Below are 14,960 nucleotides of genomic sequence, written 5' to 3' on the forward strand. Positions count from 1 at the left end.
CGGCGGCGGGCCTCGGTCCAGATCAGGGAGAGCCCCAGCTGCAGGGAGGACACCCCGCCCCACGCCACCCCGAAGTCCCCGTTGTCCAGGTCCTTCAGGTCCAGGGTCGAGGGGGAGTGGTCCGAGACGATGAAGTCGATGGTCCCGTCGAGCAGGCCCTCCCACAGCAGCTCGCGGTTGCCGGCCTCCCGCACGGGCGGGCAGCACTTGAAGGCGGTGGCGCCGTCGGGGACCTCCTCGGCGAGCAGGGTGAGGTAGTGCGGGCAGGTCTCGACCGTGATGTCCAGGCCGTCCCGCTTGGCGGTGGCCAGCATGGGCAGGGCGTCCGAGGAGGACAGGTGCAGGATGTGCGACCGCGCTCCGGTCCAGCGGGTGCGCTCGATGACCTCGGCGATCGCGAGGTTCTCCGCCCCGCGCGGCCGGGAGGCCAGGAAGTTCTGGTACAGGTCCCCCTCCGGCTGCGGGGCCCGGTCGATGGCCCGGGAGTCCTCCGCGTGCACGATCATCAGGGAGTCGAAGGTCTTGATCTCCGCGAGGTCCTCCTCCATCTCGTCGGCCTCCAGGTGCGGGAACTCGTCCACCCCGGAGTGCAGCAGGAAGCACTTGAAGCCGAAGACGCCGTCGTCGTGCAGCCCGCGCAGGTCGGGGGTGTTGCCGGGGATCGCCCCGCCCCAGAAGCCGACGTCCACGAAGACGTTGTCCTGGGCGAAGAGGCGCTTGTACTCGAGGGCCGGCACGTTCACGGTCGCCGGGATCGAGTTGAGCGGCATGTCCAGGACCGTGGTGACGCCTCCGGCGGCGGCGGCCCGGGTCGCGGAGGCGAAGCCCTCCCACTCGGTGCGGCCGGGCTCGTTGATGTGCACGTGGGTGTCCACCAGCCCGGGCAGCAAGGTCTCGTCGTCGGCGAGCTCCACGACCTCCTGGCCGGCCAGACCCGCGCCGAGGGGCTCGATGGCCACGATCTTCCCGTTGCGCACCCCGATCTCCCGAGGCGCGACGTGATCGCCGCACGAGATGTTCCTCCCGCGCACCACGAGGTCGAACTCACGGTGGTGACCGGCGAAGGAACCCTTGTCATCAGCCCCCATCTGAGGGGTCTCGACGCCGTCGGTGGGAAGCCCGTGCGCCTGCTTGTGCTCGGCGATCAGGCGCCGGATCCGCTCGGGATCGTTGACGTTCTCACTGACCTCGAGCTTGCGGGTCTGCTCGGACTCGTAGGCATCCTGCGCCGCCGAGGGCTTGGTCACCGCACGCGCCGAATCCTCCGCGGCGATGTTCACAGGGTCACCCGGCATCTGCTGCGGGCGTCCAACGGAGTCCGAGATCACGGTGCCCCCGTGTTCGTGCTCTGCATGGGGTTGTTGGGGAACTTGCTGCGGCCCCTGCTTCTCGTTTGGCTTGTTGCCTCGGCCGGGGGTCTGCGGCTGCTTGGGGCTCTTCTTTTCCGTCATGGAAGTTCCTCCTCGTCATCGGCGTCCGCACCGGCCGCCCGGGTCCATCAGTTGATCTGTGCTTTGTGGAGCGGGTCGAGCAGATCGGGGAGGTCCCTCGCGAGCTGGGCGCCTACCTGCTCCAGTAACCGCTCGGCCTCACGCATGCTCACCTGGGGGTCGAGCTCCAGATCTGCTAGGGCGTAGGTACGCACGAATCCCGCATCCTGGCGGACCTGTTCCCCCAGTGTGGTGCGCCCGCACACGGCCACCACCGGCACGCCCGCCGCGCGCGCAACCGCGGCCACACCCATGGGGGTCTTCCCGCCCAGGGACTGCTCATCGAAGCTGCCCTCCCCGGTGACCACAAGATCGGCTCCCACCACCCGGTCGGCAAGACCCACAAACTCCAGGACCACTTCGATCCCGGGCCGGCGGGTGGCGCCGAGCACCGCCAGGGCAGCGAAACCGACGCCGCCGGCGGCCCCGGCACCCGGGGCCTGAGCGGCCTCCAGAACGACCGGGCCCAGTGTCTCCGCGAGCCGGTCGCGGAAGACCTCCAAGGCGGCGTCGAGCTCCGCCACCAGCTCCGAGGAGGCTCCCTTCTGCGGGCCGAACACCGCCGCGGCGCCGCGGGGGCCGATGAGGGGGTTGTCGACGTCGGCTGCGAGAACGAACTCCGCCGAGCACGCGCGCGGGTCCAGGCCGGAGAGGTCCACCCGGTCCAATCGGGCCAGGGCGGCCCCACCCCGGGGGAGTTCCTCACCTTGGTCGTCGAGCAGGCGCGCGCCCAGGCCGACGAGCAGGCCCGCGCCGCCGTCGGTGCAGGCGCTACCCCCGACACCGAGCACCACGCGGGTGGCGCTGGCGTCCAGGGCCGCGCGGATCATCTCACCGGTGCCGAGGCTGGTGGCACCTGCCGCGTCCAGAACGGGATCGCCGTCCGTGTCCACGGGGAGGGCAGCGAGCCCGGAGGCCAGGGCCATTTCCACCACAGCGGTGGGGCCCCGGACCGCGAACTCCGCCGGTGCGGGTTCGCCCGTCGGGCCGGTTACCGTGAGTGGCCACGGGAAGAACCCGGCGCCGAGGGCGGCCTCGAGGGTGCCCTCCCCGCCGTCGGCCACCGGCAGGGTGAGGACCTCGGCGGCCGGGTCCACCGCGGTGATCCCGGCCGCGAGAGCCTCGGCCACGCCGGAGGCCTCCAGGGAGCCCTTGAACTTGTCCGGGGCGACGACGATGCGCACGTCAGGTCCTCCTGTTCGGTGCGAATGGGTGGATATCAGTCCAGCAGGGCAATCGCGGTGGGGGCGTCCACGCCGCGGGCCGCCAGCTCCTCGAACTCCACCACATTGTCGATCTCCGTGCCCATGGAGATGTTGGTGACCTTCTCCAGGATGACCTCCACGACCACGGGCACCTGGTGGCGCTCCAGCAGTTCGTGGGCCTCGGCGAAGGACTCCTGCAGCTTCTCCGGATCTGTCACCCGCACCGCCTTGCAGCCCAGGCCCTCCACCACCTTGAGGTGGTCCACGCCGTAGCCGTTGGTCTCGGGGGAGTTGATGTTCTCGAACGCCAGGGAGACGTTCTGCTCCATCTGGAACCCGCGCTGGGCCTGGCGGATCAGGCCCAGGTAGGAGTTGTTCACCACCACGTGGATGTAGGGCAGGTGGAACTGCGCCCCCACCGCCAGCTCCTCGATCATGAATTGGAAGTCGTAGTCACCGGACAGGGCCACGACCGTCTGTCCGGGCTTGCTGCGCACCACGCCGAGGGCGGCTGGCCCGGTCCAGCCCAGGGGCCCGGCCTGCCCGGCGTTGATCCACTGCCGCGAGCCGTAGACGTGCAGGAACTGCCCGCCGGCGATCTGGGAGAGCCCGATCGTGGAGACGTAGGTGACGTCCCGGCCGAAGGCCGAGTTCATCTCCTCGTACACGCGCTGGGGCTTGATCGGCACCTGGGTGAAGTGGGTCTTTCGATGCAGCGTGCCCTTGCGCCGCGCGCAGTCCTGCACCCACGCGGAACGGTCGGGCAGGCCGGTGCTCGCCTTACGCTCCCGGGCGACCTCCAGCAGCATGTCCAGCGCGGCGCCCGCGTCGGAGACGATGCCCAGGTCCGGGGCGAACACGCGCCCGATCTGGGTGGGCTCGATGTCGATGTGTACGAACGTGCGCCCGGCCGTGTAGGTGTCCAGCCCGCCGGTGTGCCGGTTCGCCCACCGGTTGCCGATGCCCAGCACGAAGTCGGACTCCAGCATCGTGGCGTTGCCGTAGCGGTGGGAGGTCTGCAGTCCCACCATGCCGGCCATCAGCGGGTGGTCGTCGGGGATGGTGCCCCAGCCCATGAGGGTGGGGACCACCGGGACGTCCAGCAGCTCCGCCAGCTCCACGAGCTGGGCGGAGGCGTCGGCGTTGATGATCCCGCCCCCGGCCACGATCAGGGGCCGCTCCGCGGCGGACATCATGTCCAGCGCCTTCGCAGCCTGCGCACGGGTGGCCGCGGGGCGGTGCACCTGCAGCGGCTCGTAGACGTCGATGTCGAACTCGATCTCGGCGAGCTGCACGTCCAGCGGCAGGTCCAGCAGCACCGGGCCCGGGCGGCCGGAGCGCATCAGGTGGAAGGCCTTCTGGAAGGCCCCGGGCACCTGGCCGGGCTCCAGGACGGTCATCGCCATCTTCGTCACCGGCGCGGCGATGGCGGAGACGTCCACCGCTTGGAAGTCCTCCTTGTGCAGCTTGGCCACCGGGGCCTGGCCGGTGATGCACAGGATCGGGACGGAGTCCGCCCACGCGGCGTAGAGCCCGGTGATCATGTCGGTCCCGGCGGGCCCGGAGGTGCCGACGCAGACGCCAATGTTGCCGGGGACGGCGCGGGTGTAGCCATCGGCCATGTGGGAGGCGCCCTCAACGTGCCGGGCGAGGGTGTGCCGGATCCCTCCGTGGGCGCGCATCGCCGAGTAGAAGGGGTTGATGGCGGCGCCGGGCAGACCGAAGGCCTCGGTGGCGCCCTCCTTCTCCAGGATAGCGACGATGGCGTCGACCGTGCGCATTCTTGCCATGATGAACTCCTTGCTGCGAGAACGTGGGGCGGGGCGCTGTCGGCCCGCCGGGGAGGGGGGAGAGGGGACTAGCGGCCGGAGCGGCCGGTGAGCTCCTCGGTGAGCTTGAACAGGCCCGAGTGGTCGAGGCCGCCGTCACCCCGGGCCACGGTGGCGGCCACGAGCTGGGCCACCAGGGCGCCCAGGGGCACGGTCACGCCGGCCTCGCGGGCGGCGGCGGTCACGATGCCCATGTCCTTGTGGTGCAGCTGCAGGCGGAAGCCGGGGTCGAAGTTGCGCTCGAGCATCTTCTGCCCCTTCTGGTCCAGGACCTTGGACCCGGCGAGGCCGCCGCCGAGGACCTTCAGCGCGGCGTCCGTGTCCACGCCGTAGGCCTCGAGGAACACGATCGCCTCGGCCAGCAGCTGGATGTTGCCGGCCACGATGAGCTGGTTGGCGGCCTTGACGGTCTGCCCGGAGCCGGAGGGGCCCACGTGCACGATGGTCTTCCCCACGGCCTCGAGCACCGGACGGGCGGCTTCGAAGTCGTCCTCGTTGCCGCCGACCATGATCGACAGCGCGGCGTCGATCGCGCCCTGCTCCCCGCCGGAAACCGGGGCGTCCAGGGGGCGGAGGCCCTTCCCGGCGGCCTCCGCCGACAGTCGCGCGGCGACATCGGGACGGATAGAGCTCGCGTCGATCCAGAGCGCACCGGGCTTGGCGTTGGCGAACACGCCCTCCTCGCCGGTGACGACACCCTCGACGTCTGAGGAGTCCGGGACCATGGTGAGCACGACGTCGGCGTCCTTGACGGCCTCGGCGACGCTGCCGGCGCCCTGGCCACCGGCCTCGACGAGCTGGTCGATCTTGTCCTGGGAACGGTTGTAGCCGACGACGTCGTAGCCGGCTTTGACGAGGTTCTTGGCCATGGGCAGGCCCATGATGCCGAGTCCGATAATGGTGACGGTGGTCATGGTGCAGTTCCTCACTGTGGGGGCCCGGACGGTGAGCGCGACGGGCCGGTGGTGGCAGGTGTCAGAGGGGAGGTCAGGCGCCGGTACGGGCCGTGGAGCAGGACGAGGTCCAAGCGAAGGGGTCGTCCTGGGAGGCCTTGTACTCCAGGCCCACGGGGCCGGTGTAGCCCAGTTCCCGGCTGCGGTCGATCCACTGCCGCAGGGGCAGCTCACCCGTGCCGGGCTCGTGGCGCCCCGGCGCGTCGGCGATCTGAAGGTGCCCGAACTCCGCGGCGTGGGCTTCGATCACGGCCCCGACGTCGTCGCCGTTGACGGCCAGGTGGTAGAAGTCGGCGAGCAGCTTCACGTTGTGCACCCCGGCCAGGCGGACCCGGTCGAGAACGGCCAGGGCGTCCTGCGCGGTCTTCAGGGGATAGGCCGGGGCGCCGGAGACCGGCTCCAGGAGCACCGTGCCGCCGATGCCCGCTACTGCGCGGCCGGCGCGGGCCAGGTTCTCGACACCGAGCTCGTCCTGCGCTGCCGGGTCCAGGCCTTCCTGGCGGTTGCCGTACAGGGCGTTGAACGCCTGGCAGCCGGTTCGCTCGCCGATGCCAGCGACGACGTCCAGGTTGTCGACGAACTCCTGCGAGCGGGCCGGCCAGGACACGAGGCCCCGGTCCCCGCCCGGCATGTCACCGGCGTTGAAGTTGAGCCCGGTCAGCTGCACGCCCGCATCCTCGATCGCCCGCACGAACGCGTCGACCTCGCGGTCCGCGGGCACGGACGTGTCGAACGGCCACCAGAACTCGACCGCGTCGAAGCCGGCGGCCTTCGCAGCGGCGGGCCGCTCGAGCACGGGGAGGTCGGTGAGAAGAATGGAGCAGTTCACGGTGTACGACATGAGGTCCTCCGGGAGCCGGGCCGGCGAAGCGGCAGTCACGGTTTCGTTCTATGGAATGAATGTTTCGTTCTACGGCAAGGCTACGACCGGGTGTGAGCTGGGTCAACAATTTTCTGAAAGAAAAATTCCAACGCTCGAAACATTGGGCGTCAGCCAGGGAGGGGCCTCGAGAGTGGAAGAACCCCGTGCCGCCGCGGTGGCAGGCGGCACGGGGTCCGGTCTGGGGGCGGGGTGGCCGCCGGGTCAGCGCAGCTTCATCTGCCGGTTGACGTCCTTGTAGAGCAGGTAGCGGAAGCGGCCCGGCCCGCCGGCGTAGCAGGCTTGGGGGCAGAAGGCGCGCAGCCACATGAAGTCTCCGGCCTCGACCTCCACCCAGTCCTGGTTGAGCCGGTAGACGGCCTTGCCCTCGAGCACGTAGAGACCGTGCTCCATGACGTGGGTCTCGGCGAAGGGGATCACGGCTCCGGGTTCGAAGGTCACCACGGTCACGTGCATGTCGTGCCGCAGGTCCTCGGGGTCCACGAACCGGGTGGTGGCCCACTTTCCGTCGGTGCCGGGCATGGTGGTCGGGGCGACCTCCGTCTCGTGGGTCACGACGGGCTCCGGAACCTCGAGGCCCTGGACGTACTCGTAGGCCTTGCGGATCCAGTGGAACCGGGCCGGCTCCCCGCCCGCGTTGCGCACCGTCCACCGGCACCCGGGGGGCAGGTAGGCGTAGCCGCCGGGGGTCAACTCGTGCTCCTCGTCCTCGATCGTCAGCAGCAGCTGCCCCTCCAGGACGAACAGCACGCCCTGGACGCCGGAGTCGGTCTCGGGCCGGTCGCTGCCCCCGCCGGGGCCGACCTCCATGAGGTACTGGGAGAAGGTCTCGGCGAAGCCCGAGAGGGGCCGGGCGAGCACCCACATCCGGGTGTCCTCCCAGTGCGGGAGCTTGCTCGTGACGATGTCGCGCATCGTCCCGCGCGGGATCACCGCGTAGGCCTCGGTGAACACCGCCCGGCCGGTGAGCAGGTCCGTCTGGGGCGGGTGGCCCCCGTGCGGGGCGTAGTACGTGCGCTCGGTCATCTCTGCTGCCTCCGGGACGTCAGGGGGATCGTGGTCAGGGCCGCCGCGGCGGCCTTCGGATGGGCGAGGGCGAACAGCTCGGGGACGCCGATGCCCGTGGCTGTTTCCAGCTCAGTCTCGCGCACGGCGCCGCACAGCACGCCCCGGTGGACGAAACGGGCCAGGGCCCGGGCGGTCGCCGGCTCGTCGGCGACGTCGGCCGCCTCGATGCCGGGCACGGAACGGTCCCGGTACGCCTTGAGCCGGTGGGCGGCCGAGTCGAAGGACCGCCGGTAGAAGGCGTAGTTCGTCAGGTAGCGGGTCGGCAGCTGGTGGGCGTGCAGGTCCCACCCCTGGTAGAACCCCCGCTCGAGGGAGCGCCGGACCAGGCGGGCGTGCAGTGCCCAGGCCGCGCGGCGCTGCGCGTCCTCCCCCACGGGCAGGACGTTGGTGGACCCGTCGGACAGCCGCACGCCGGTGCCGGCGACGGCCACCTGCATGACCTGCTTGGCGTGGTCGGCCACCGGGTGCTCCATCGACTGGAACTCCGCGGCCACCCCGAGCGAGGCGGAGTAGTCGTAGGTGCCGTAGTGCAGGGCCGTGACCCGCCCCTCGCCGGCCCGCAGCATCGCCGGGATCGGGCAGATGCCGTCGGCGCCGAGGATCATGGGGGCGGTCTCCATCTGGATCTCGAAGCGCAGCCGTCCCGCCGGCAGGCTGAGGGCGCGCTCGAGCTCCCGGCAGGCCTCGGCCATCACCTCGACCTGCGGCGCTGCGGAGACCTTCGGCAGGGTCAGCACGAGACCGGGCGGCAGCCCGTCCTCGGAGACCCCGGCCTGCGCGAGAGCCCCCTCGCGCACGAGGGTGGTCACGAACAGGTCGAGCGTCCGCAGCCCCCGGTCCCGGGTGGCGGCCTCCAGGCACTTGAAGCGGATGCCGGCGAATGCGGGCTGCGGTCCCTCCTGGCGGTGCCGGGCGACCGCCATCGCGGCGACGGTGCGCGCCGCGTGCACGGCGACCTCGTCCTCCTCCGCGTCGGGCCGTTCCCCGAAGCCGTCCTCGAGATCGAGGCGGAGGTCCTCGACCGGCTCCGTGCGCAGCTTCTGCTCGGTGCGCCGGACGACCTGCTGGCGCAGCCGCTCCTCCACCCCGGACGACCCGGCCAGGACGGCGAGCCCGCCGGCCGCATCGGCCGCGGCCAGAGCGGCCTCGCCCCACTCGCGAGCGGTCCCGGGGGTGACGAGGTCGGCGGGCACGTAGCAGGTGTGCACGGGCTGACGCGATCCGTCGTCCCCGGGGAAGAGGCGGTCCAGCGCGGCGTCGGTGCCGGCCAGCAGCTCTTCGGCCCGCCGTCCGAAGGAAGCGGGCAGGCCCGTGGGTGGGGTGCTCATCGCTGTTCGAGGATCTCGTAGGCGGGCAGGGTGAGGAAGTCGATGTAGTCCTCGGCCAGGACGAGCTCGGCGATCAGGTCGGCGGCGGGCTGGAAGTACTTCTGGTAGTTCGCCTCGTCGACCTCTGCGCGCAGTTTCTCCTTCTGCTCGTCGAGGACCTCGCGCACGAGCTCGCGGGTGACGGTGTTGCCGGTGTCCTCCAGGACGACCTGGTTCTGGATCTGCTGCCAGACCTGGGAGCGGGAGATCTCGGCGGTCGCGGCGTCCTCCATGAGGTTGTTGATCGCCACCGCCCCGTTGCCCGAGAGCCACACCGCGGTGTAGCGGATCGCGACGTAGAGGTTGGTGGTGAGCTCCTTCTGGGTCCAGACCCGCCCGGCGCTGGGCACGTCCAGCAGCTCCTGGGCGCTGACCTGGACCTCCTCGCGCAGCCGGTCGACCTGGTTGGGGTTGTCCCCGAGCACTGCGTCGAAGACCTCCCGGCAGACCGGGACCAGATCGGGGTGGGCGACCCAGGACCCGTCGAAGCCGTCGTTGGCCTCGCGGGTCTTGTCCGCCCTGACCTTCTCGAAGGCCGCGGCGGTGATCTCGGGCTCGCGCCGGTTGGGGATGACCGCGGCCATCCCGCCCATCGCGAAGGCCCCGCGCCGGTGGCAGGTCTTGACCAGCAGCTCGGTGTAGGCGCGCATCAGCGGGGCGGTCATGGTGATCGTGGACCGGTCGGCCAGGACGAACTGCTCCCCGGCGTCGCGGAAGTACTTGATGATGCTGAACAGGTAGTCCCAGCGCCCGGCGTTGAGCCCGGAGGCGTGCTCGCGCAGCTCGTAGAGGATCTCCTCCATCTGGAACGCCGCGGGGATCGTCTCGATCAGCACGGTGGCGCGGATGGTGCCGTGCTCGATGCCGAGGTACTCCTCGGCGAAGCTGAACACGTCGTTCCACAGGCGGGCCTCGAGGTGGGACTCCAGCTTGGGCAGGTAGTAGTAGGGGCCCTGGCCGTTGGCCAGCAGCAGTTTCGCGGTGTGGAAGAAGTGCAGCCCGAAGTCCACCAGGGCCCCGGAGCCGGGCTTCCCGTCGACGGTGACGTTGTACTCGGGCAGGTGCCAGCCGCGGGGCCGGGTGACCGGCACGGCCAGCGGCGCGTCGGTGCGCAGGGTGTAGGACTTGCCCTCGGGAGAGGTGTGGGACAGGGTCCCGGCGGCGGCCTCGCGCAGGTTCAGCACCGCGTCGACCTGGTTGTACCAGGACGGGGCCGAGGCGTCCTCCAGGTCCGCCAGCCAGACCTTCGCCCCGGAGTTCAGGGCGTTGATCGCCATCTTCGCCGGAGAGGCCGGCCCGGTCATCTCCACCCGCCGGTCCTGCAGCGCCGGCGGGGCCTCGGCGACCTGCCACTGGGACTCGCGGATCTCCTGCGTCTCGGGCAGGAAGTCCAGGCCCCCGGAGGAGGAGGCCTGGCGGCGGGCCTGCTCCCGCACCCCCAGCAGCTCCTGGCGGCGGGGATCGAAACGGCGGTGCAGCTCGGCCACGAAGGCCAGAGCCTCCTCGGTGAGGATCTCACCGGCGCGGTCGTGTCCTGCAGGCATGGTGTGCTCGATGGAACTGGCGGTCATGGAACTGCCTCCTCGGGGGCCGGAACGGATGGCTGGTGAACGTGGCGTGGTGCCGCGATCAGGCGGTGGCGTCCGCGTCCACGGTGACGCCGGTGGCCTGCGCGGTGAAGCGCACGGCCTCCGCGACGGCGGGGGCGACGGCGGGGTCGAAGACGCTGGGGACGATGTAGGCGGCGTTGAGCTCGTCCTCGGACACGCACTCGGCGATAGCCCGGGCCGCGGCCACCAGCATCTCGGTGGTGATGTCCGTCGCGCCGGCGTCGAGCAGGCCGCGGAACAGGCCGGGGAACGCCAGGACGTTGTTGATCTGGTTCGGGAAGTCCGAGCGGCCCGTGGCGACGACCTCCGCGTGCTCGGCCGCCACGCCGGGCTCGATCTCGGGGTCCGGGTTGGCCATGGCGAAGACCACGGCGCGGTCGTTCATCGCCGCGACGTCGGCCTCGGCGAGGACGTTCGGGGCGGAGACCCCGATGAACACGTCGGCGCCCACCACGGCCTCCTTGAGGGTCCCGGAGAAGCCCTCCTGGTTGGTGTTCTCCGCGATCCACTGCCGGTGTGCGTCGGAGTAGCTCTCGCCGTGGTGGATCGCACCCGTGCGGGAGCACGCCACGATGTGGCCTGCGCCGTTGGAGAGCAGGAGCTGGATGATGGCGTGCCCGGCGGCACCCACGCCGGAGACGACGATCCGGACGTCCTCTAGTCGCTTGTCCACCACGCGCAGCGCGTTGAAGAGGGCGGCCAGTGCCACGATCGCGGTGCCGTGCTGGTCGTCGTGGAAGACCGGGATGTCGAGCTCCTCGCGCAGACGGGCCTCGATCTCGAAGCAGCGCGGGGCGGCGATGTCCTCGAGGTTCACGCCCCCGTAGACCGGCGCCAGGGCCTTGACGATGCGCACGATCTCGTCGGTGTCCTGGGTGTCCAGGCAGACGGGCCACGCGTCCACCCCGGCGAACGCCTTGAAGAGGGCCGCCTTGCCCTCCATGACCGGCAGGGCGGCGGCCGGGCCGATGTCGCCCAGGCCGAGCACCGCGGTGCCGTCGGTGACCACGGCCACCGTGTTGCGCTTGATGGTCAGGCGCCGGGCGTCGGCGGGGTTCTCGGCGATGGCGGTGCACACCCGGGCGACGCCGGGGGTGTAGGCGCGGGAGAGGTCGTCGCGGTTGCGCAGGGACACGCGCGGGGTCACCTCGATCTTGCCGCCGAGGTGGATGAGGAACGTGCGGTCGCTGACCTTGCGGACCTCGACGCCCTCGACCGCGTCCAGGGCATCGCGGACCTGGTCGCGGTGGGAAGCGTCCGAGACGTTGCAGCTGACGTCGACGACGACGTGGTGCGGGTGGGACTCGACGACGTCCAGGGCGGTCACCGCGGCGCCGGCGCGCGCGACGGCGGATGCGATCTCGCTCGTGGCCGTGACCCGTGCCGGGGTCTGCACGCGCAGGATCATCGAGTATCCGGGGCTGGGCGTTGCCATTGTTCCTCCAAGGGGTGTTGTCATCGCCATTCCCCCCGTATGATGAAAGGAATGTTTCATATCCCGATATTATGGTAGGCCCGGGGGCTTGGCAAGGACCGCGAACCGATCCGGAGCGCCCGATGTTCTTGCGGCGTGCCGACACCGACCGACAGGAGAGCACCAGACCATGACCACACAACCAGCATCCGGTGGCGTGCAATCGGTGGAGCGGGTGTTCGATCTCCTGGAGGTGATCACCGCCTCCGGTGGGGAGATGTCGCTGAGCGAGCTCTCCGCCGCCGCCGGGCTGCCGTTGCCCACGATCCACCGGCTGCTGCGCACCCTGGTGCCGGCCGGCTACGTCCGCCAGCTGCCCAACCGCAGCTACGCGCTGGGGCCGCGGCTGATCCTGCTGGGAGAGGCGGCCGGCCGCCAGTTCGGCTCCTCGGCCCGCACCGAGCTGGACGAGCTCGTGGCCGAGACGGGGGAGTCGGCGAACATGGCGGTGCTGGACGGGCGCGAGGTCGTCTACATCGCCCAGGCCCAGTCCAGCCGGTCCATGCGCATGTTCACCGAGGTCGGCCGGCGGGCCGACACCCACGACACCGGGGTGGGCAAGGCGATGCTGGCCACGCTGCCGGACGCGAAGGTGCGGGCGATCGTCGCTGCGGCCAGGATGGAGACCCCCACGCCCAGGAGCCTGGCCACCCTGGAGGAGCTGTTCGCGGACCTGGAGCGGATCCGGGCGCGCGGCTACGCGATCGACGACGAGGAGCAGGAGCTGGGGGTGCGCTGCTACGCCATGGCCGTGCCCGGGGCCCCGACGCCCACGGCGATCTCGGTGTCCGGGCCGGTGTCCCGGGTGGACGAGGAGTTCGGGCGCCGGGCGGTGCCCGTGCTGCGCCGGGCCGCTACCGCCATCGCCGCCGACCTCACCCCCGCCCCGGAGCGGAGGTCCGCACGGATCCCCGAGCCCGTGCCAAAGCCCGTCTGAGCAAAGTCCTGTCCGGACGCCGCGGAGCCCCCGACGGCGNGGCCGCTCGCCCCATCGAGTGAGCGGCCTCGCCGTCGGGGGCTCTCGTCGGTTCAGGCGTCGCCGCCGGCGTTGCCCGTGGTGCCGGCGTTGACGTCGTCCAGCCGGTACCGCTCGAAGGCCCGGGCGGGCGCGTTGGCGTCCACCTCGCCGCGATCGGCGAGCATCTGCAACGCCCGGACCACGATCGAGTGCACGTCGACGGTGAACCACCGGCGCGCCGCGGCCCGGGTGTCGGAGAACCCGAAGTCGTCGGCACCCAGGGTGGCGAAGTCGTGCGGGAGGTACTGGCGGATCTTGTCCGGCAGGTCCGAGACGAAGTCCGTCGAGGCGATCACGGGACCTTCGGCCCCGGCGAGCTGCTGCGCGATGAACGGCGTCCGGCGCGGTGCCCCGGGGTGGCGGAACGCGTCCCGCTCGGCGGCCAGGCCGTCGCGGCGCAGCTCGTTCCAGGAGGTCACCGACCACACGTCGGCGGAGACGCCCCAGTCCTCGGCCAGCAGCTTCTGCGCCTCCAGCGCCCAGGGCACCGAAACCCCCGACCCGAGCAGCTGGGCCCGGGGTCCGTGGGCGGAGGAGCGGCTGATCCGGTGGATGCCGCGGAGGATGCCCTCGACGTCGACGTCCTCCGGCTCGGGCGGCTGCTGGTAGGGCTCGTTGTAGACCGTCAGGTAGTACATGACGTCGGGGTCCTCGGAGCCCGGGCCGTACATCTGCTCGAGCCCGTGCCGGACGATGTGGGCGATCTCGTAGCCGTAGGCCGGGTCGTAGGCGCGCACGGCCGGGTTCGTGCCCGCGAGCACCGGGGAGTGGCCGTCGGCGTGCTGGAGGCCCTCGCCGGTGAGCGTGGTGCGCCCGGCGGTGGCGCCGATGATGAACCCGCGGGTCATCTGGTCGGCGGCGGCCCAGAAGGAGTCCCCGGTGCGCTGGAAGCCGAACATCGAGTAGAAGACGTAGACCGGGACCATGGGCTCGCCGTGGGTGGCGTAGGCGGTGCCGGCGGCGGTGAAGGCCGCCACGGCACCGGCCTCGTTGATGCCCGGGTGGAGCAGCACGCCCTGCGGGGACTCCTTGTAGGCGAGCATCAGCTCCCGGTCCACCGAGAGGTAGTTCTGCCCGTTGGGGTTGTAGATCTTGGCGGTGGGGAAGAACGAGTCCATGCCGAAGGTCCGGGCCTCGTCGGGGACGATGGGCACGATCCGGTGGCCGAACTCCTTGTCCCGCATGAGATCACGGAGCACGCGCACGAAGGCCATGGTGGTCGCGGCCATCTGCTTGCCGGAGCCCTTCTTCGCCGACCGGTAGGCGTCCTCGGCGGGCAGGGCGATCTCGTGCTGGTCGTGCGGGCGGTCGGGGACGAAGCCGCCGAGCTCCTTGCGGCGCTCGAGCAGGTACTTGATCTCGGGGGAGTCCTTGCCGGGGTGGTAGTACGGGGCGCCGTAGAGGTCGCTCTCCAGCTCCTCGTCGGAGATCGGGATGCGCAGGTGGTCGCGGAAGGTCTTGAGGTCCTCCATGGTCAGCTTCTTCATCTGGTGGGTCGCGTTGCGGGCCTCGAAGTGGCTGCCCAGCCCGTAGCCCTTGACGCCCTGCGCCAGGACCACGGTCGGCTGGCCCTCGTGCTCGGTCGCGGCCTTGTAGGCGGCGTAGACCTTCTGGTAGTCGTGCGCGCCGCGCTTGAGCTCCCAGATCTCGTCGTCGGACATGTCCGCGACGAGCTCCTTGGTGGCCGGGGACTTGCCGAAGAAGTGGTCGCGGATGAACCCGCCGGACTCCGCCTTGTAGGTCTGGAAGTCGCCGTCGAGGGTCTCGTTCATGATCCGCACGAGCTCGCCGTCCTCGTCCTTGGCGAGCAGCTGGTCCCACTCGCGGCCCCAGAGGACCTTGACGACGTTCCAGCCGGCGCCGCGGAAGAAGGCCTCGAGCTCCTGGACGATCTTGCCGTTGCCGCGCACCGGCCCGTCCAGGCGCTGCAGGTTGCAGTTGACCACGAAGGTGAGGTTGTCGAGCTTGTCGTTGGCGGCCAGCTGCAGCAGCCCGCGCGACTCCGGCTCGTCCATCTCGCCGTCGCCCAGGAACGCCCAGACCTGCTGGTCGGAGGTGTCCTTGAT

Annotated in this window: 11 protein-coding genes; 1 reads left to right on the top strand and 10 read right to left on the bottom strand. The window is 70.9% G+C overall.

What is annotated here, in order from left to right:
• From allB to ACH9D2_RS14820, 9 genes are all read right to left on the bottom strand, one after another.
• Positions 1 to 1,088 (bottom strand): allantoinase AllB (gene allB / locus ACH9D2_RS14780; RefSeq protein WP_396363581.1); only part of this gene is annotated, 1,088 nt, incomplete at its 3' end.
• A gap of 410 nt (positions 1,089 to 1,498) precedes the next feature.
• Positions 1,499 to 2,674: a glycerate kinase gene (locus ACH9D2_RS14785; protein ID WP_396363571.1), complete on the bottom strand. Its 1,176-nt coding sequence runs from the start codon at positions 2,672 to 2,674 to the stop codon at positions 1,499 to 1,501.
• Positions 2,675 to 2,709: 35 nt separating this feature from the next.
• Positions 2,710 to 4,485, bottom strand: coding sequence for a glyoxylate carboligase (gcl, locus tag ACH9D2_RS14790; RefSeq protein WP_396363572.1), 1,776 nt, complete (start codon positions 4,483 to 4,485; stop codon positions 2,710 to 2,712).
• A 68-nt stretch (positions 4,486 to 4,553) separates the two neighbouring features.
• Entirely contained in the window at positions 4,554 to 5,438 is an 885-nt protein-coding gene (locus ACH9D2_RS14795; RefSeq protein ID WP_396363574.1) for a 2-hydroxy-3-oxopropionate reductase, read from the bottom strand.
• 73 nt (positions 5,439 to 5,511) lie between these two features.
• On the bottom strand, positions 5,512 to 6,318 hold the full coding sequence (locus ACH9D2_RS14800) for a hydroxypyruvate isomerase family protein (protein ID WP_396363582.1): 807 nt from the start codon (positions 6,316 to 6,318) through the stop codon (positions 5,512 to 5,514).
• Positions 6,319 to 6,561: 243 nt separating this feature from the next.
• On the bottom strand, positions 6,562 to 7,383 hold the full coding sequence (locus ACH9D2_RS14805) for a bifunctional allantoicase/(S)-ureidoglycine aminohydrolase (RefSeq protein WP_396363575.1): 822 nt from the start codon (positions 7,381 to 7,383) through the stop codon (positions 6,562 to 6,564).
• A complete protein-coding gene (locus ACH9D2_RS14810; RefSeq protein WP_396363576.1) occupies positions 7,380 to 8,753 on the bottom strand; it encodes a DUF6986 family protein in 1,374 nt (457 codons plus the stop codon). The genes ACH9D2_RS14805 and ACH9D2_RS14810 overlap by 4 nt, the downstream gene beginning before the upstream one ends.
• Positions 8,750 to 10,363 (bottom strand): malate synthase A, encoded by a 1,614-nt coding sequence (gene aceB, locus ACH9D2_RS14815; protein WP_396363577.1) that lies wholly within the window; start codon positions 10,361 to 10,363, stop codon positions 8,750 to 8,752. Before aceB ends, ACH9D2_RS14810 begins: the two co-directional genes overlap by 4 nt.
• 58 nt (positions 10,364 to 10,421) lie before the next feature.
• Positions 10,422 to 11,837, bottom strand: a complete 1,416-nt coding sequence (locus ACH9D2_RS14820; protein WP_396363578.1) for an NAD-dependent malic enzyme — start codon at positions 11,835 to 11,837, stop codon at positions 10,422 to 10,424.
• Positions 11,838 to 12,006: 169 nt separating this feature from the next.
• On the opposite strand from ACH9D2_RS14820, the gene ACH9D2_RS14825 reads away from it, so the two are divergent.
• Entirely contained in the window at positions 12,007 to 12,813 is an 807-nt protein-coding gene (locus ACH9D2_RS14825) for an IclR family transcriptional regulator (RefSeq protein ID WP_396363579.1), read from the top strand.
• A gap of 92 nt (positions 12,814 to 12,905) precedes the next feature.
• Here the strand turns inward: ACH9D2_RS14825 and aceE are convergent.
• A partial coding sequence (aceE, locus tag ACH9D2_RS14830) for a pyruvate dehydrogenase (acetyl-transferring), homodimeric type (RefSeq protein WP_396363580.1) occupies positions 12,906 to 14,960 on the bottom strand: 2,055 nt, incomplete at its 5' end.

It is taken from the genome of Kocuria rhizosphaericola, from assembly GCF_044462205.1.
Lineage (GTDB): Bacteria > Actinomycetota > Actinomycetes > Actinomycetales > Micrococcaceae > Kocuria > Kocuria rhizosphaericola.